The sequence below is a fragment of the Chryseobacterium sp. II3a genome, assembly GCF_057815135.1.
In genome coordinates, this window is the sequence record NZ_JBYPZJ010000009.1 from 118,226 (window position 1) to 136,494 (window position 18,269).

General features: G+C 35.7%; 19 protein-coding genes. 6 read left to right on the forward strand and 13 right to left on the reverse strand.

The window, feature by feature from the left end; translation table 11 throughout:
* Window positions 1–77: 77 nt before the first annotated feature.
* Both AC3HD6_RS19145 and AC3HD6_RS19150 read left to right on the forward strand, forming a co-directional pair.
* Window positions 78–863: a DUF1223 domain-containing protein gene (locus AC3HD6_RS19145; RefSeq protein ID WP_488897789.1), complete on the forward strand. Its 786-nt coding sequence runs from the start codon at window positions 78–80 to the stop codon at window positions 861–863.
* A gap of 20 nt (window positions 864–883) precedes the next feature.
* Entirely contained in the window at window positions 884–1,276 is a 393-nt protein-coding gene (locus AC3HD6_RS19150) for a DoxX family protein (protein ID WP_488897790.1), read from the forward strand.
* Between the two features lie 105 nt (window positions 1,277–1,381).
* On the opposite strand, the gene AC3HD6_RS19155 is transcribed toward AC3HD6_RS19150, so the two are convergent.
* The 4 genes from AC3HD6_RS19155 to AC3HD6_RS19170 form a co-directional block, all read right to left on the reverse strand.
* A complete protein-coding gene (locus AC3HD6_RS19155) occupies window positions 1,382–2,374 on the reverse strand; it encodes an MBL fold metallo-hydrolase (RefSeq protein WP_488897791.1) in 993 nt (330 codons plus the stop codon).
* Window positions 2,375–2,498: 124 nt separating this feature from the next.
* Complete coding sequence (locus tag AC3HD6_RS19160; protein WP_488897792.1) at window positions 2,499–3,500, reverse strand: aldo/keto reductase; 1,002 nt, start codon at window positions 3,498–3,500, stop codon at window positions 2,499–2,501.
* An 89-nt stretch (window positions 3,501–3,589) separates the two neighbouring features.
* Window positions 3,590–4,495, reverse strand: coding sequence for a helix-turn-helix domain-containing protein (locus AC3HD6_RS19165; protein ID WP_488897793.1), 906 nt, complete (start codon window positions 4,493–4,495; stop codon window positions 3,590–3,592).
* Between the two features lie 290 nt (window positions 4,496–4,785).
* Window positions 4,786–5,241, reverse strand: coding sequence for a hypothetical protein (locus AC3HD6_RS19170; RefSeq protein ID WP_488897794.1), 456 nt, complete (start codon window positions 5,239–5,241; stop codon window positions 4,786–4,788).
* A gap of 604 nt (window positions 5,242–5,845) precedes the next feature.
* Between AC3HD6_RS19170 and AC3HD6_RS19175 the strand changes: the two genes are divergently transcribed.
* Window positions 5,846–6,133: a GNAT family N-acetyltransferase gene (locus AC3HD6_RS19175; protein WP_068943752.1), complete on the forward strand. Its 288-nt coding sequence runs from the start codon at window positions 5,846–5,848 to the stop codon at window positions 6,131–6,133.
* Here the strand turns inward: AC3HD6_RS19175 and AC3HD6_RS19180 are convergent, their stop codons facing one another.
* On the reverse strand, window positions 6,134–7,123 hold the full coding sequence (locus AC3HD6_RS19180; protein ID WP_488897795.1) for an MBL fold metallo-hydrolase: 990 nt from the start codon (window positions 7,121–7,123) through the stop codon (window positions 6,134–6,136). It lies immediately after the preceding gene.
* 283 nt (window positions 7,124–7,406) lie between these two features.
* Here AC3HD6_RS19180 and AC3HD6_RS19185 point away from each other — a divergent pair, with 283 nt between their 5' ends.
* On the forward strand, window positions 7,407–8,942 hold the full coding sequence (locus tag AC3HD6_RS19185) for a S41 family peptidase (protein ID WP_488897796.1): 1,536 nt from the start codon (window positions 7,407–7,409) through the stop codon (window positions 8,940–8,942).
* A 75-nt stretch (window positions 8,943–9,017) separates the two neighbouring features.
* Here AC3HD6_RS19185 and AC3HD6_RS19190 read toward each other — a convergent pair whose 3' ends face one another.
* The 3 genes from AC3HD6_RS19190 to AC3HD6_RS19200 form a co-directional block, all read right to left on the reverse strand.
* Window positions 9,018–9,608, reverse strand: a complete 591-nt coding sequence (locus AC3HD6_RS19190) for a hypothetical protein (RefSeq protein ID WP_488897797.1) — start codon at window positions 9,606–9,608, stop codon at window positions 9,018–9,020.
* 12 nt (window positions 9,609–9,620) lie between these two features.
* Complete coding sequence (locus tag AC3HD6_RS19195) at window positions 9,621–10,130, reverse strand: RNA polymerase sigma factor (RefSeq protein WP_488897798.1); 510 nt, start codon at window positions 10,128–10,130, stop codon at window positions 9,621–9,623.
* Window positions 10,131–10,309: 179 nt separating this feature from the next.
* The gene (locus AC3HD6_RS19200; protein WP_488897799.1) at window positions 10,310–11,938 is read right to left on the reverse strand and encodes an NADP-dependent glyceraldehyde-3-phosphate dehydrogenase; all 1,629 of its coding nucleotides are present in this window, start codon (window positions 11,936–11,938) and stop codon (window positions 10,310–10,312) included.
* Window positions 11,939–12,182: 244 nt separating this feature from the next.
* On the opposite strand from AC3HD6_RS19200, the gene tpx reads away from it, so the two are divergent.
* A complete protein-coding gene (gene tpx, locus AC3HD6_RS19205) occupies window positions 12,183–12,683 on the forward strand; it encodes a thiol peroxidase (RefSeq protein ID WP_390881169.1) in 501 nt (166 codons plus the stop codon).
* Window positions 12,684–12,743: 60 nt separating this feature from the next.
* On the opposite strand, the gene AC3HD6_RS19210 is transcribed toward tpx, so the two are convergent.
* The 3 genes from AC3HD6_RS19210 to AC3HD6_RS19220 form a co-directional block, all read right to left on the reverse strand.
* A complete protein-coding gene (locus tag AC3HD6_RS19210) occupies window positions 12,744–13,328 on the reverse strand; it encodes a hypothetical protein (RefSeq protein ID WP_488897800.1) in 585 nt (194 codons plus the stop codon).
* 331 nt (window positions 13,329–13,659) lie between these two features.
* Window positions 13,660–14,445, reverse strand: coding sequence for a Rossmann-fold NAD(P)-binding domain-containing protein (locus AC3HD6_RS19215; protein WP_488897801.1), 786 nt, complete (start codon window positions 14,443–14,445; stop codon window positions 13,660–13,662).
* A 42-nt stretch (window positions 14,446–14,487) separates the two neighbouring features.
* Window positions 14,488–15,249, reverse strand: coding sequence for an MBL fold metallo-hydrolase (locus AC3HD6_RS19220; protein WP_488897802.1), 762 nt, complete (start codon window positions 15,247–15,249; stop codon window positions 14,488–14,490).
* Window positions 15,250–15,325: 76 nt separating this feature from the next.
* Between AC3HD6_RS19220 and AC3HD6_RS19225 the strand changes: the two genes are divergently transcribed.
* Window positions 15,326–15,496, forward strand: coding sequence for a hypothetical protein (locus tag AC3HD6_RS19225; protein ID WP_488897803.1), 171 nt, complete (start codon window positions 15,326–15,328; stop codon window positions 15,494–15,496).
* 148 nt (window positions 15,497–15,644) lie between these two features.
* Here the strand turns inward: AC3HD6_RS19225 and AC3HD6_RS19230 are convergent, their stop codons facing one another.
* Together AC3HD6_RS19230 and hutU are read right to left on the reverse strand one after the other, a co-directional pair.
* Complete coding sequence (locus AC3HD6_RS19230) at window positions 15,645–16,187, reverse strand: Crp/Fnr family transcriptional regulator (protein ID WP_488897804.1); 543 nt, start codon at window positions 16,185–16,187, stop codon at window positions 15,645–15,647.
* Window positions 16,188–16,205: 18 nt separating this feature from the next.
* Complete coding sequence (gene hutU, locus AC3HD6_RS19235; RefSeq protein WP_488897805.1) at window positions 16,206–18,191, reverse strand: urocanate hydratase; 1,986 nt, start codon at window positions 18,189–18,191, stop codon at window positions 16,206–16,208.
* Window positions 18,192–18,269 lie beyond the last annotated feature (78 nt).

Sequence of the window (18,269 nt, forward strand, 5' to 3'; positions counted from 1 at the left end):
TTGTATTTGTCCGGTTCAGCCTTCTTTCTATTCCCTTAAGCTCCAATAGTCTCTACTTTTGAATCAAATTAAAAGTTATGATACTAAAAAATACAATCACAGTCGGTTTTTTAACCTTATCTCTATTTTCTGCTTTTGCTTTCGTTCAGAAAGATAATAAAGAAAAGGTAAAGCAATATTCAACAACAGAAAACAACGGTTTTGCTGTTCTGGAACTCTTTACATCCGAAGGCTGTTCAAGCTGTCCACCGGCAGATGAATTGATGGGAAAGATTGAAAAAGAGTACAATAATGAAAATATTCATATCCTCTCTTATCATGTGGATTATTGGAATCGTTTAGGATGGAAAGATCGGTTCAGTTCTGCAGAAAACTCTCAGCGTCAACAAATGTACAGCAACATTCTTGGTTCTCAGGTTTATACTCCTCAACTGATTGTTAATGGGAAAACCGAATTTGTGGGATCTGATGAAAATGCAGTTAATAAAGCTATTCAAATGGCATTATTCAATTCTCAAAACGCCAATATCAACCTTTCAGCAGAGGTTATTCAAAATGAAATCCAGGTACAATATGAAACTGCTGCTGCTGATCCTAAAAATAACCTTCTGATAAACCTTGTGGAAAAACAATCTTCCACCCAGGTCGGCAAAGGTGAAAATGAAGGTCGTCATTTACGACACTGGCAGATTGTTCATCAGCAGAACTCAATATCCTTACATCAACAGCAAAAGGGAGTAACATCATTCCAACTTCCGAAAGAGTTTTCTACAGATAATTGGGAAATTATAGCTTTCCTTCAAAATCCCAAAACAGGAAAAATTTCCGGGACAGCAAAAGTTAACTTTAATTCAGCACAATAACATTTAAAAACAATACAACAATGAAAGCAAAAACAACAAAAATCATCTATTGGTCAGGAGCTATTTTTATGTCATTATGGTTTGGAGCAAGTGGTTTATTTGAGCTCACAACAAATCCTGTAGTCTGGGATATCACGCGGCAACTAGGCTATCCACCGCATTTTATTTATATTTTAGGAATATTTAAACTATCAGGTGTTGTGGTTCTTCTGATTCCCAATACCTTATTAAGATTTAAAGAATGGGTTTTTGCGGGAATGTTCTTTGATATAACTTTTGCATTCTTTTCAAAAATTGCAGTACTTGGTTTTCCTGCAACAATAGATGCAATAATAGCCTTTTCTGTTCTTACTATTACCTATATCATGTTCAGGAAACTGTATTCTTCAGAATGGATATTGAGACAGATTTAAGTTTTGGCTAAAACCTATTGAATTCTTTTTTATAATAAGAGCGGGCTTTCTTCGTTTACAGTTAGAATAACAGCCCGCTTTTATTGAATATTTTAAATTATTAAATTAATTCATAAAAATCTCCGGAATCCATTCAAATGCCGGAGCTTTTACCTTTGTAAAACCCAGTCCCGGCCATGGTAAATGAGAGGCAAATGCTCTGGTTTTTGTATCTGCCAACTGTTTAAGAAATTTCTTTCTGGAGGCAGAAGCAATATCCAGGTCCGTATCTCCTGAAAACCCCCAATCAGGATGAGGGAAAAGAATAACATCTGAATGAATAAGGTCCGCAACATACATCAGTTTTTCATTCCCTGAAGATATGGTAGTGACTGTTAAACCAGGAGTATGTCCTGGAGCTAACTGAAAATTAAAATGATTATACAGCGTCTTGTCTAAATCATAAAATTTCAACTTTGGCTGAATAGTTTTCAAGATATTCTGAAGGGTCGGAATGATCTGGGTGAGCATTTCGGGATGAGCCTTCAAAGCACTGTTATTAAAATCTTTCACGGAAGCATTCATCCAAAAATCATGTTCTATTTTCGAAATAAAAATAGCAGCATTAGGGAAAATAAGCTTATTCTGTTTATCTACGACTCCGCCCATATGATCGGGATGGGCATGAGAGAGGAAAACATCAGTAATATCGTTAGCGGAGAAACCTGCTTTTTGAAGACTTTTTAATAAAAACCCAGTTCTTTTATCAGCAAATATTCCCATTCCTGTATCCATCAGGATCAGTTTTTCTTTTGTTTTAACAAGCAGGATATTGATTGCCATATCAATATAGGTATCAGCCCGGAAATTGTCTTTAAGGATCGTTTTCAATTCAGAAACATTTCCTCTTGGAGCAAATGAATTCAGATTTTCTTCATGGATATATCCATCTGTCAGAATAAACAATTCTAATTCTCCAAGTTTAATTTTTTTAAAACCGGAAAGATCATCTTCTGTTTTTTCTGTAATCGTCTTTTCCTCTGCAAATAGATTTGAAAATGGAACAAGACTTAGTGTTCCTGCCAACAAGCTGCTTTTTAATAGCTCTCTTCTGTTCATAGTGTAATGGTGTTTTTATTCTTTATCCCATCATGATCAACTATTGATAAAAGTAGATGTCATGATTCTGTTTTACATAAAAAATCCGGGAACTGTTATCAGATCCCGGCTTATTTAAGTTTTTTTAATTATTTACTAACTTCATAGAGCCTTCATTATACCTTTCTCCTACATTAGGATATTTTTTCAGAATGGCATCAATGGCATCTAAATCTGATTGAGACAGCTCAATATTAGCCGCTGCCACATTTTCTTCCAGATATTTAATACGTTTGGTTCCCGGAATTGGAATGATATCATCCCCTTGATTCAATACCCATGCTAAGGCCAGCTGAGTTCCTTTTACTCCTTTAGAGGCTGCAAACTCATTAATCTCATTAGCTAGTTTTGTATTATTCTCCAGATATTCCTGCTGATAACGAGGTAGTGATCTTCTGAAATCGTCATCACCCAAATTCTGTACTTCATTAATGTTAGCGAAAAGTCCTCTTGCCAATGGTGAATAAGGAACTAATGAAATTCCTAATTCTCTGATGGTGGGAAGAATGTCATTTTCAACATCCTTGGTAAGGATAGAATACTCTGACTGTAAAGCAGCTATCGGATGAATTTTATTAGCTTTTCTAATAGATTCTGCAGAAGCTTCAGACAATCCGATATATTTTACTTTACCAGCTTTAACGAGCTCTGCCATAGCGCCAACAGTCTCTTCAACGGGAACGTTTGGATCAACTCTATGGGCATAATACAGGTCAATAGTATCAATTTTTAATCTTTGAAGACTTAGGTCCACTGCTTGTCTGATCCATTCAGGAGAACCGTCAAAATACGTTCCCGGAGCACCGCTATGGCTGGCTTTCCCATCCTTAAATCTGAATCCGAATTTAGTAGCAATGAAAATTTTATCCCTGTTGGATACTAGAACTTTAGAGATTAATCTTTCATTTTCTCCGTCGGCATACATATCTGCCGTATCCCAAAAGTTAACGCCTAAATCTAATGCTTTGTGCAAAGTACTGATACTTTCCTGCTCATCTGCCTGGCCATAAGCAAAGCTCATTCCCATGCAGCCTAATCCAATAGCAGAAAGTTGTTCACCGGTGTTTCCTAATTTTTTAAATTTCATGATGGTATTTATTTTAATTTTCTACAGGACAAAATTAGAACATGAAACAGCCGCCATTGATATAGAATTCAAACTAAGAATTATAAAATTCAAACAAGGTTTAATCTTAAGGCATTTGGGGTTATTCCCGTCTGTTTTTTGAAATAATTAGTAAAATAAGCTGGTTCTTCAAAGCCAAGTCCGTAGGCAATTTCAGAAACATTCCAATCTGTATGGGTAAGTAAAGCATTGGCTTCCTGTATTACTCTTGCTGTAATCTGCTGGCTCGTAGTCTTACCCGTAATCTCTTTTACAGAGCGGTTTAAAGAATTCACGTGAATGGAAAGGCTTTGTGCATAATCATTAGGAGTTTTCAATTTCAAAAATGCCTCAGGGCTGTCAATCGGAAACTGTCTTTCCAGCAGTTCCATAAATAAGGTTGCTACTCTTTGGGATGCATTCTGATAAGGTTCAAATGTTTCTGCCGGATGCATTCTCATGGTTTCATGGATCATCAGGTGAAGATAGGCTCTCAGCATATCATACTTGTGAACATAGTCTGATTCAATTTCCTTCATCATTTTGGTATACAAATCCGAAAGTACTTTCTGCTGGTCTTCGTCCAAAAAGAAAACCGGAGTTCCGCCAATTTTAAACAATGGCGAATCCTGAAGATTTCCTAAACGGCTTCCATTCTGTAAAAAAGATTCTGTGAATAGACAGAACCAGCCCTTCTGGTTATCATCATCAGCTTCCCAGGAATAAGGAACAATAGGATTAGAGAACAATAATGCAGGACGATCTACATAGATCCATTTATCAGCATAATGAAGTTTCCCTTTTCCTATAATCAGTGAAATTTTATAATAATCTCTTCTGCTGTATGGTGATAACAAAGAACAGTGATCTCGTGAAAATACATTAAAGTGCCCCATTTTGTTGGGTCCTAAGCAGAGAGACCCCAATCCCGGAGCATTTCGTTCGTAAAAACCTTCTATTGATTCGTTTGATTCCATATTTCAAAGTTATAAAATTCAAACAAATTAATGGATATAATTTTGAAGAAAGGAATTAGTGGGCTGAAAGCAGGGAGATGGAAGATGGAGGTTATTTTTTCACATTGATTTTATGGAAGTTTATTTATTAGGATTCCTTAAACTAAGTTTAAGATTATAGCTCATTTCTATCAATGCTGATTTTGATAGGAATGCTTAACAACGATATCACTTATTACTCATAATAAAAATGGCCAGCACGAATGCCAGCCATTTCAATAGTGAATAATATATATAATAGTTGATAATGGTTAATCCCAGTCATCATGGTGACGCCCATGATTGTGTTTGTTTTGCTTTTTATAGTATTTAGCCCTTTCTTTATAATACTTATCTCGTTCTTTACGATATTTTTTATAATCATTTTTTCTTTCGTATATAATGACAGGATTTTGTCCTCTGTAATATCTCTTTTTAAAGACAATGTATTTTTCTCTTCCCAGAATTCTTTCCAACTCAGAGTATCTATCATTTCTCCATCTTCCGGGCTCTACTACATATACTCTATTCCATGAATCATAATTACTGTATCTGTCATTCAAGGCATATATCTGGTTAGCCTGAGTAGTGGAAAGCAGTAGATCAGCCACTACAGTCTGCCAGTTAATATCTGAAATACTTCTTCTATAATCGCTATAATAATCAGATTGGGCATAGCTCAAACTGAACGTCCCAATTAAAAATGCTGTTAGCAATAACTTTTTCATTTCATTCCTCTTTTAAATTAAACATGTTCACATACTCAATTAAAGTGCCAATTATTAACTCCAATTCCCAATATTTGTTAATTAAAATTATAAATAGCTGATTATATTTGAAATAAATTATGAAAACAAGACAAATTATTTAATTTTAAATTAGTAAATAATGGTATTTTAATAATGTTTCATATTATTAAACAGAGGTCTTAGTTTGGAATTTGAGACTTGAGAATGAGTGAATTTCAAGGATAAAGATTGATCGTTAATAAATCACATTAATTATAATGAGATTGAGAATTTTAGATTTTGGCTCCAAAGCCAACGGGCTGACTTAAGTTTTTTTAGATGGGTTAAAGCCCATCCCTATTGATGTTGATATCTGAATGGATAATAGTTATAGCTAATAGTTGTTTAACGGCAAGATCTTTTATCTTTTATCTTTTATCTTTTATCTTTTATCTTTTATCTTTTAATTATCTGATACTTTTATAAAATTCGTTAAGATTCTCAAAAACTATTATTTTGTGTTAATTAATTTTGTAATTTTAAGGAAGATAATGCTTTCGGGAGTTCTCAATAGTATTATTTTATCCACCAAATCTCAATAATTATGGAAAATATAAAATTTATGGTATCTCCATATCAGGATGAACTGCAGTTGTTTATTGATGAGAAAAAAGCGGGTTATATGTCCATAGAGGTTGACGGACGACTTCTTATTGTGTATTATACCAAGCTGGATGAAGAACGTGAAGGTAAAGGGTATGCCAAATTATTGCTGGATGAGCTGGTTCGCTATGCAGAAGAAAAAGATTTGCTTGTAGACCCGGAATGTGATTTTGTACGCCAACAATTTGAAAATCATCCCAGAAGATATAAAGACATCTGGCATGCCTGATCAGTCTTCCCACCAGACTGTAAATTGCTGATCTTTACGGTTCAGATCTACCACCTCTCCAATCATAGGAGTAAGGATGTTTAAGCCTTTTTCTTTTCCTAAACTTGTTATTTTTTGTAAAGGCTCATTCCAGGGATGGAGTGCCAATGCAAACTTCGCAGCATGTACAGGAATAATGTGTCTGGCGTCTATATCTACAGCAGCCTGAATAACATCTTCAGGTAAAGTATGAATGTATCTCCATGCTTCTCCATATTGCCCATTTTCAAGAATAGCATAGTCAAAAGGGCCATATTTATCCCCTATCATTTTAAAATGGGAATCATAACCGCTGTCACCGCCAAGAAAGATTTTCTTTGTAGGGGTTTCCAGTACGTAGGAAGCCCAAAGGGTATCATTCTGCTTTATTCTTCTGCCTGAAAAATGTCTTGCTGGAGTAAAGGTCAGTTGTATATTGTTTTTTAATTCAATTTCAGCTCCCCATTCTTCTTCAATAAGTTGAGATTCCGTGTATCCCCATCGTTCCAGATGGGCACCTACTCCTAATGGAACAATTGCCATTCCGGTACGATCTTTAATTGATTTAACCGTAGGATAGTCCAGATGATCAAAATGATCGTGGGTAATAATAAGATAATCCAGATCCGAAATATCTTCAGGCTTAAAAATATCAGCTCCTTTGAAGGCTTTGTTAAAGTATTTAAAAGGCGAACCATATAAACTTAATACAGGATCTATCAAAAATGAAATGCCGTCTGTTTGCAGATAATAAGAAGAATGCCCCAACCAGATGAAAATATCTGTATTCTTATCCAGAGTTTTCAAATTCGTATGAATGGAAGGAATTTCCTTTAAAGGCTTTAGCAAAGGATGCTTTTTTCCAAAAAGGAAATCATAGGTTACCTGGGTCATTTGATAACCTTCAGCAAGGGATGGTGTATGACTTATATTCTGAAATTGTTTATTCCGATATAGCTTTGACTGTTTCATACGAGCCAAGCGTTTTCCTTTTGGTACCGCACCAAATGCAGGTCCGTTTATTACAATAAAATAAACTATCACCAGTATAACCACAATTGTAATAATCCAATACATCATTTGTAAAAAATAAACTTCAAAGGTATCAACTTTTGTTCTTACATGAAAATAAGATGCGTTTGAGTGTGTTTTTTTAACTAAATTTATCATGTATTTCAAAAAAATTATCATTCATTTAAGTGATGATTAATTTTAAACTTTCTATTTTAGCGGCTTAAAAAAACTCAAAGATCTATTGAAAAATTACTCGGTAATATTTATTCTGGCTTTGCTTTCCTCATGTGCGTCTATTAAAAAGCACAACGAACAGCGGGCTTCATGTATCCCTCCGGAGCAACTTAAGGAAGATGTAGATTTTGCTTACTCAAAGCTCCAGCAGATGCATCCACAACTGTATTGGTATATACCCAAGCAGGAATTAGATCTTAAATTTGACAGTCTTAAGCAAACCCTTAATGAACCGCTTACTCCGCTTCAGTTTTATTTTAAACTTCAACCTGTCATTGCAGGCGTGCGTGAAGGACATCTTTCATTAAGAATCCCGAGAAAAAAATTTACTAAAAGAGAAATCAAAAAGCTGGATCAAAAAAAAGGATTGTTTAGCAGATTTGGGTATTACATTTCCGGAGATCAGATGTATATTACAGAAAACAGAGATTCTATTGAAAATATTCATCCGGGGACGGAAGTTCTGTCTATCAATAATATTCCGGTTTCAGACTATATCAAAAAATACAAAAGTCTCATCAGCAGTGATGGGTACAATACTACTTTTCAACCCTATTTTTTAAAAGATCTGTTTTTCAATTATTATACTGCAGAAAACGGATTGGCAGACAGAGCCATCATCGAAACGCTCTATAAAGGTGAAAAAAAGTCTTACACCTTAACCCGGGAATCAAAGTTAGAAACCGATATTGAAAAGGATAAGCAAATGAGTAAGCGTACTCCGGAAAAAAAGCTTAATGATTATGTTGCTGCCAGCAATTCTTATAACCGAAGTTTTAAATTCCTGGATAAGGACAGCTCCATTGCTTATATAAAAGTGAAAAGTTTTTCCCGAGAATATTCTGATGAGTTTTATAAGAAGACTTTCTCAAAGATTAAAAATGCAAAATCAGAGTATCTCATCATAGATGTACGTAACAATTATGGAGGTTCTCTTTATGAGATCAATAATCTGTATTCCTATCTTACTGATAAACCTTTTACTTTGATAAAACCTTCTCAGGTTACTGCAAGAGATATCCCTTTGAGAACTAATTATTTCAGAAAAAGTTCTCCATTAGACTATGCCATTAAAAGCATCTCTTATCCGAGTTACTTTTTGGCCCAGGCTTTCAGTACTTATAAAAAAGATGGAAAAGTTTTCTATAAAATGAAAGCTGACAAACCTACAAAACCCAATAAACAAGCGTTTCATGGTAAAGTCTTTGTGTTGATTAATGGTGGAAGTTTTTCTGCCTCTTCTATAATTACCGCAAAGCTTAAGAATGACAAAAGAGCTACCCTTGTGGGGGAAGAAACCGGAGGCGCCAATGACGGAACAGTGGCTGGCTTCTATTCTTACCAGAAACTCCCTAATTCTGAAATCAGATTTCCAATCGGTCTGCTTTTTGTACAGCCGAATATTGATTTTTCAGATACTAAGAAAGGAGTTATTCCAGATATAGAGATCAAAGAAAACATGCAGGATATTATTGATAAAAAAGATCCACAGCTGGATTGGATAAGGAGTGAAATCGAAAAAGAAAAGGGGGATAAAAATTAATTGGAAATTCAATATTTGCTTGACAAAATAAGATATATAAAAACATCCGGCGGGCTTTCAGCCCGCCGGATGTTTTTATTTTTTGAGTTCATTTAAAAGAGATTCTATATGATCGATATATCTTCCATAATAACGATGGAAAAAGAATTTACCACTGAAAAACAATAAAAACAAACCTACAATGACGCTTCCAATCAGGATGAATGCAATCTTCATCTCGCTTAAAGGTTGCGGCCAAGGTATAAATTCCAGTACGATCAGGATTTCACATACTATAAATGGTGCGAAACTGATATAATAGGATAAATAATATTGTTTATTCAGATTCAGCTGAGTTACGAGATCTTTCAAAGATTCGCTGGTCTTCAGTTCTGTATTGCTGATCTCATTATACAGTTTAAAAAATTTACTGTAGAAGAAAACGGTAACAAGAAGCATTGAAGCCACCAAAACTGTAATATACAATTGAAGTTTAAAAGGTTGGCAGACGGAACAAACCATAAATGCAAAAACAAAAATTCCTATCACCCACCAAAATTCCATACGCATATTTTTGCGCACTTTTTCAAGGGGAAGATTTATTTTATTTCTTTGATCTATGCTGATTTCAGGAGTTTCATCTGTAATATCTTCATTCCAGGTATTTTTCAATTCATCTATATTCATTGGATTACTAATTTAATGTTGGTTAGTGTTATATTGGTTTAAGATATCTTTCAATTTATTTTTGGCCCGGTTCATTTTTACTCTCACATTTCCTTCGGAGATTCCCATCTGCTCGGCGATTTGTTTTCCTGAAAAATCTTCCAGGTAATAGAAAATAAAAGCTTTGTCGATGGGATTAAGCAGATGAATGGCTTTATACATTTCCGCCATCCGCTCTTCTTTACCATGATCATATTCTTCCTGAATGATGACTTGGTTAGAGAAATCTTCATTGCCAATAAAGCTTCTTTTTTTCTGGTTTTTAAGGAAAATAATGGCTGTATTTAAAGCAATTCTGTACAACCAGGTTGAAAATTCGCTTTCTCCCCTGAAGTTGGTATAAGCCTTCCATAGCTGAAAGGTAATTTCCTGAAAAAGATCATCACGATCGTCTTTTTCAGACATATACATTTTAGAAATCTTAAAAATGATTCCCTTATGCTTTTCAATCTTATGGATAAACTGTTGCTCTAGTGAGGTCATAGCTTGTTACTCTATAGAGTTAGTTTTGATTAAAAAAAATTGTTACAGAAATAATTGAAAAAAAATCTGGCAGCACGATAATGTCAGATCTCTTCCCGTGTTCTAAATTAAAAAATCCTTAAAAAACAAAAAGTTTATTAAGGATTTTATTTGATATTCAATACCGCTTGGGATTAGTGCTAAAAAATATAATCAGTACTTAAAAAATTGGAATCATGCTCTCTTACAATGGTATTCAATAATTCTTTATTGGAATCTGTAAGTTTCGCTGCTACCAGAGATCGGATTGAGAATGAACGCAGGGCATCAAAAACTGAAAGTGTACCTTCCGCACTATCCTTTCTTCCGGTAAATGGAAATACATCCGGACCACGCTGTGCCTGGCAGTTGATATTGACACGGCTTACCAGATTTACAAACGGATCAATCAGTTTCGCAACTTCCTGTGGATCTTCACTGAAAATACTTACCTGCATTCCATGAGAAGCATTTACCTGATAATCGATTGGTTCTTCAATATCTTCAAATGGAACTACAGGAATTACCGGACCGAACTGTTCTTCATGATACAGTTTCATATCACTGTTTACAGGATAAACAACTGCCGGAAAGACAAAGGATTCTTCTGTATAGCCACCTTCTTTATTTAAAACAGCAGCTCCTTTCTGTATGGCATCTTCGATACATTCTTGCAGATAAGGAGGTTTATTTATTTCAGGGAGCGGAGTCACTTTCACATCTTTTTCCCATGGCAAACCTGCTTTCAAAGCTGAAACTGCTTCACTGAGCTTCATAGTAAATGCTGCAGCAACTTCTTTCTGTACAAAAATCAGTTTTAAAGCTGTACAACGCTGCCCGTTGAAAGAAAGTGCTCCCAGAATACATTCACTTACCGCTACATCAAGATTGGCATTTTTGGTAACAATAGCAGCATTTTTAGCATCTAAACTTAAAATAGCTCTTAAACGATTCACCTTCGGATGCAGCTTCTTTAATCCATTAGCCACTTTACTGGAACCAATAAAGGCCAGAACATTTACTTTACCACTTTCCATGATTGGAGTAATAATTTCAGAACCCTTTCCATACAAAGTATTTACTGTCCCTTTTGGAAAAGCTTCTTTAAAAGCATTTAATAAGGGATAATGAGCTAATACACCATGTTTAGGCAGTTTAAATAAAATCGTATTTCCCATAATCAATGCCGGAATCAAGGTGGTAAAGATCTCGTTCAAAGGATAGTTGAATGGCCCCATACTTAAAACTACACCCAGCGGTGCTCTTCTAATCTGTGCGATGGTTCCTTCCGCCTCCTGAAAACGGGAAGATGCTCTGTCCAGATCTTTTAAGGCATCTATAGTTTGGTTGATATAATCTACGGTACGGTCAAACTCTTTGGTAGAATCCGCCAGCGTTTTTCCGATTTCCCACATCAGCAGTTTGATAATCAGATCCCGCTGCTGGATCATCAAATAAACAAATTTCTGCATACATTTGATTCTTCCCTCTACAGACATTGTCGGCCATTCGCCAAGACCATTATCATAAGCTTTTACACAGGCTTCAAGCACTTCCATAGCCTCGTTCGGGCCGATACTAGGAATGCTTCCGAGGAGTTTTCTCTCTAATCCGTTTTCTGTAGGGATACAGACTGGCGAATAAATGTCCTGTGTTTCCCCATTCCATTCTACCAGTTCACCATTCAGAAGGTATACTTTCTGATGGATTTCGGGAACTTTATATTCTTCGGGGATTTCGTTTTCGGTTTTAAAAATATTTTGAAATGATGCATTGTTTGCTGAGCTCATATTTTTTTAGTATTTAATAATTTGAATCTGAATTTTGCAGAATAAAGGTAGATGTAAAAATTGATTTTAAGAATAAGGGTTCAATAGATTTGCTCTATTTAAGAGCTATTTGAATGAAAATTAACCCAGCCAACTGAAAAAAACAATATTTTTGTTAAAAAATAAATTTTCAATGTTTTCAAAAATAGTTTTCAGTACTTTATTTCTTTTCTCAGCACTTAGTTTCGCTCAAAAATCCAAAGCGATCAATACGGTGATGCTAAGAGGAACACCTGTGCGTACTTATTCAAAATTACCGGAAGTAAACAAACCGGCTCCAAAATTCACTCTTACGGATGTAAATATGAATGATCAAAGTTTAGATGCTTACAAAGGGAGATATGTCATCCTGAATATCTTCCCTAGTGTAGATACGGGAGTTTGCTCAGCATCTGTTCATCATTTCAATGAAGAGGCAGGAAATCTTCCTAATACCGTGGTTCTTTGTATTTCCAAAGACTTACCTTTTGCTCAAAAAAGATTTTGTGGGGCTGAAGGGATCAACAATGTGGTGATGCTTTCTGATTTCCGTTCTGATTTTGGATGGAATTATGGAGTAGAAATGATAGAATCTTCTATGAAAGGACTTCTCAGCAGAGCTGTTGTGGTGATTGATCCTTCGGGAAATATTATTTATGAGGAACAAGTTCCGGATATTTCTCAGGAACCTAATTATGAAGCGGCTATTGCAGCTGTAAAAAATTAATTTTTACTTTAAAATATTAAAAAATCTCCGGCGATCTTCGATCGCCGGAGATTTTTATTTTTATGATCTGATTTTCTTTTTCTTCTTAGTAGTAACTACAATGGCACCGTTTCTAGCTTCTTCACCATACATCTCTACAGCTTCTTTTGCAGAAAAACTATTGACTGTCTCAATAATTTCAGTGTTTATCGCCCGTAATTCTTCTATCGAAATCTTTTTGCCATCCAGTAAAACCAGCGGTCTGTTTTCCGGGGTTAAAACGGGAGCTCCAATTCTTATAGATGGATTTCTATTGAAAGAATCAGTAGATATGGCACTCATCTTAACTCCCGGTACATTCTCTGAAGTCTTCACTTTTCCAATTTTTGTTTCCTGTGCATTCACAGTAGTGGTAAAACTACTAACGGCCAATAATCCCAGCGCCAATTTACTCGCTAATGAAAAATTCAGGTTTACTCCTAACTGATCTTCCCGAAATCTTCCACAAATTTCCTGATTGAATTCTAAAGTATTGACAAGTTCTTCATCTGAAAAAGCAGTAAAATCATGAACGGTTTTAGAGCAAACGGAGCAAAACTTTCCTTTTTCATCAGTTCTCATGCTGTCCCAATTTTCATGACAAGGTTTTGGGATGTTGATTTTCATAGTATTTCTTTTACTTATAAAGACGCACTTGAAATGGGAAAGGTTGGAAACCTCTGCTTTTTTTTGAGATAAAATATGAATATGCCCAACAAGTGTTCTGGGATTTCAGACATGCAGAAAATACAGGAAAAATCCCTAATATCAGTATTATTTTTGAGGAGAATGGGATTTATATTTGTCAGTACGGCTCTTCTTATGTGTGGAAAGATCTTGATGAACTAAAAAGCTACCTAGAGAATGAGCAAATAACATATGAAATCATTGACTATCAGGATTGAAAATAGAGTTATATAAAATACAAAAACCTGCCTCACAGCAGGTTTCTATTTTTTTAAACAACATCACTAGCAGTCTTCGTAAGATGAAAATATCGTGGATCAGGATATTCAAATTCATAATCCAGCTCTGAAATTAATTTTGAAGGTGATATTGTTCTTCCTTGGGTGGTACGTTCACCTGAATATGGCAGATCTTTCTGTGCGTTGATGATCTCTTCTTTATTAGGATGCACAGGCGCCACCACGTTATAAACTTTGGATTGAGAGTTTTTCTTTAGCATTTTTTCAACGACTAAACAAATGTCGGCATAATGAATATGGTTAACCAACAGATCCAGATTGGATATATTATAATTCTTTAAAAGCCTCTGATCTCCCATTAATCCCGCCAACCTCAAAATATTGACTTCAGGAAATCTGTTTTTTATAATGCTCTCACTTGGAATATCATCTGCAAGACGATCATCTTCTGTAAACTCTTTTTCAAGATCAGGATATACTCCTGTAGAACTCATCAGATAAAGCTGACCTTTATAATCTCCAAGAAATGCGAGTAAATTCTTAGCTCTCTCATGCAATGGGATTTCAGTACCTCTTACTCCTGAAAACGGAACCGTGATAATCACAGCATCCAACTGTGGGGCTATTTCCCATTCGTGCATTGTTCCAGATATATCGTCATCCGGAAAGCTAACCTGGGTAATCTGATATCCTTTAGCGGATAAATCTTTTATTTTAGACTCTGAAGTAGTGGTTGCAAAAATCTCATATTGATCTGATAACTTCTCTGCTATATGATTGCCCAACCAGCCACAACCTATAATTCCAATTTTTTTCATTTTTTAATTTATGAATCTATTTGTAAAAAAACAAATCTTTGTCTACAAATCCATCAACACTTCTCCATCTTTCAGAATAAGATAGTCCTGTCCTATCTCCTTGGAAGTTTTTTGTAAATCATTCTGATCAAATAACTGAGGAATATAAAATTTTTCATGGGTAAACAACCCGTAATGTATAGGAACCAGCTTTTTAGCATGTAAAAGATGAGCTGCAGCAAAAGCTTCCTTCAAATTAAGAGAAGCCGGAACCGGGCTGTATTCCAATCCAATAATTTCAAAGTTAACGACTACTCCATTTACAGGTAAAAAGGCATAATCTATATCCTTATTTTCTTTTCCAAGCTTCCAGAACTGATTATGCCAGATGGTATCTCCACCATGAAAGATTTTAGTTGTTTCATCTTCTACAATCCATGAAGATTGAATTTCTCCTACTCCATCCATTGCAAATACAGGCTTAAAGGTAATATTGTTTTCAGTAAAAACTTCATTAAGGTTCAGTACAACCATTTCAGTATCTCCCATCATCTTTCTGACCATTGATTCTAACCCGGCATATACAATCAGTTTCCCATCCTTTTTCAGACATTTTTCCACAACACTTTTATCAAAATGATCCAGATGCATATGGGTAAATAAGATATAATCTGCCTCTACCTTATCTGTAAATTTAATCACTTCATCTACCGCTTCCCCTAACACAGGTTTGTAATAAGAAAAATCTTCTGCTGCATCTATTAAGATGGTTTTACCATTTGAAATAAGCTTTATTCCTGCCCAGTTTAATTTTTGTATTTCCATATTCTTTTTTTAAACAAAGGAAGAGACTTATGGAGTGCGAGTCAATAAACAAAAGTTAATTAATTGAAGCTGGGAGATGGAAGAATGGAGGATCGAAGTTAATTATCGTCCTATAATTTCTGATAGCTTTTTTGAATCGAGGATAGCGTATATCTCTGTTTTTAATTCATTAAAAGACAAAATCAAAGGAAGTAAAGATGCCAGCCAAGTCAGTGCTGAAATTGATGGTTGGGGCACGCTTCATTAAATCGATTAAAAATCGATGAGCTCTTTGCCCACTTAAAATAATGTGTACTTAAAATTGAAAGTTTGCGTTTATAAAAAATAGGATAATAGCTCTTATTAAAAGTGTGAAATCATTTATTAATACCTTGATAACTTCCAGCTTCCAGCCTTTAACTAATCCTTTTTCTGATCCGGCTTAGAGAGATAGGAGTAATCCCGATATAGGAAGCCAGATATTTTAAAGGAATATTCTGAATATAATGGGGTTTATTTTCCAGTAGGTATTCATAAAGATCCTGTGGAGTATTTTTAAGCAGAAGCATTTCGCGCTTCATAGCAGCATTCAGTTTCCTGCTTAGGTAATAATTCTGTACAAAACGGCATTCAGGATTTATAGCGAACATTTCCTTTACTTCATCCAGAGTAATTTCCCAGGCAAGACCGCTGCTTAGGGATTCATAAATACCTTCAGAGCCTTTATTCCCTACTGTAAAAATATCACCGGGAAAGTAAAATTCTGCACAGACTTCAGTATCAATATCTGAAGTGCTGTTGATATAATATTTACGGACAAGCCCATCTTCAAGAAGATAGGCTTTATGGTCCGAGAATATATTTTTCTTTGAAAACTCAACCTCAGTAAATTTTTCCCAAACAGGATCACTATCCTCTACATTGAGGTGTGAAAACAGTTTTTTATTGATACTTGCCAATGCTGAATTCTTTATTGTTTACAGTAAATTTTCATCTACAAGGTTAGGAAGGGTTACCTTTAAATTAGGTTCAGCTTCCATAGCCCTTTTGATGGCAAAAATGGCACCTTCGTTTCTTGCCCAGCTTCTTCTTGAAATTCCGTTGTTCACATCCCAGAAAAGCATAGATTTTAATCTTCTGTCGGCATCTTCGCTACCATCCAACAGCATTCCGAAACCTCCGTTGATAACTTCTCCCCAGCCTACTCCACCTCCATTGTGAATAGAAACCCAGGTTGCCCCACGGAAACTGTCACCAATCACGTTGTGAATCGCCATATCTGCAGTAAATCTTGATCCGTCATAAATATTGGAAGTCTCTCGGTAAGGAGAATCTGTTCCTGAAACATCATGGTGATCTCTACCTAAGACTACAGGGCCAATTTCACCGTTTTTAATCGCTTTATTGAAGGCCTCAGCAATCTTCATTCTTCCTTCTGCATCTGCATACAGAATTCTTGCTTGTGAGCCTACCACCAGCTTATTTTCCTGAGCTCCTTTGATCCACTGGATATTGTCCTTCATCTGTTGTTGGATTTCTTCCGGAGAATTTTGAATCATTTCCTCCAATACAGCACATGCAATATCATCGGTTTTCTGTAAATCTTCCGGATTTCCACTTGCACATACCCAACGGAAAGGTCCAAAACCATAATCGAAACACATAGGCCCCATAATATCCTGAACATAACTTGGATATTTAAACTCTCTTCCTAATGTTGGATTATCTGCCATTACATCTGCTCCGGCTCTGGAAGCTTCCAGTAAGAAGGCATTTCCGTAATCGAAGAAATAGGTTCCTTTTTCTGTATGTTTATTGATGGCTGCAGCATGTCTTCTTAATGTTTCCTGTACTTTTTCCTTGAATAATTCAGGGTTTTCAGCCATCATTGCATTAGATTCTTCAAAGCTTTGTCCTACCGGATAATATCCGCCAGCCCAAGGGTTATGAAGGGATGTTTGATCTGAACCGATATCAATTCTTAAATCTTCCTGGTCAAATTTTTCCCAAACATCCACAATATTTCCAAGGTAAGCTAAAGAAACTGTTTCTTTATTTTGCTGTGCCTCTCTTACTCTTTTTACCAATGCATCAAGATCTTCATGAATTTCGTTCACCCATTTCTGATCGTGACGGATTTTAGTGATCTTTGGATTCACTTCTGCACATACGGTAACGCAGCCCGCAATATTTCCTGCTTTTGGCTGAGCTCCACTCATTCCTCCTAATCCGGAAGTTACGAATAGGCCTCCTTTCGGATCTTTATTGATTTTTCTGAAAGCATTTAAAGCCGTAATCGTAGTTCCGTGAACGATTCCCTGAGGACCGATGTACATATAACTTCCCGCAGTCATTTGCCCGTACTGTGTTACTCCAAGAGCATTGAATTTCTCCCAATCATCCGGTTTAGAATAGTTTGGAATCATCATCCCGTTGGTTACCACCACTCTCGGTGCATCTTTATGAGAAGGGAATAACCCCATCGGATGTCCTGAATACATGACCAAAGTCTGCTCATTGGTCATTTCTGAAAGATATTTCATCGTCAACAGATACTGTGCCCAGTTAGAAAACACGGCTCCGTTTCCACCATAAGTAATCAATTCATGAGGGTGCTGGGCCACTGCATAATCCAAATTGTTCTGAATCATCAGCATAATTGCTTTCGCCTGCTCAGATTTCCCAGGATAGTCTTCAATGGATCTCGCCTTCATTTCATAATCCGGACGGAAACGGTACATATAGATTCTTCCGTAATCCTCCAATTCCTGCTTAAATTCAGGAATTAATTCTGCATGAAACTTAGGATCGAAATAACGTAGGGCATTCTTTAATGCCAGCTTTTTTTCTTCTTCACCTAAAATTTCTTTACGCTTTGGAGCATGGTTGATATTGATCTCGTATGGTTTTGGTTGTGGCAGTTGATTAGGAATCCCCTGCTGTATCTGTTCTTGGAATGTCATATTGCTATTTAAAGGTCTATGTTTAAACAATGTTTGAAGTTTTAAAGATATTCAAATTATGAAATATAGGCAACAAAA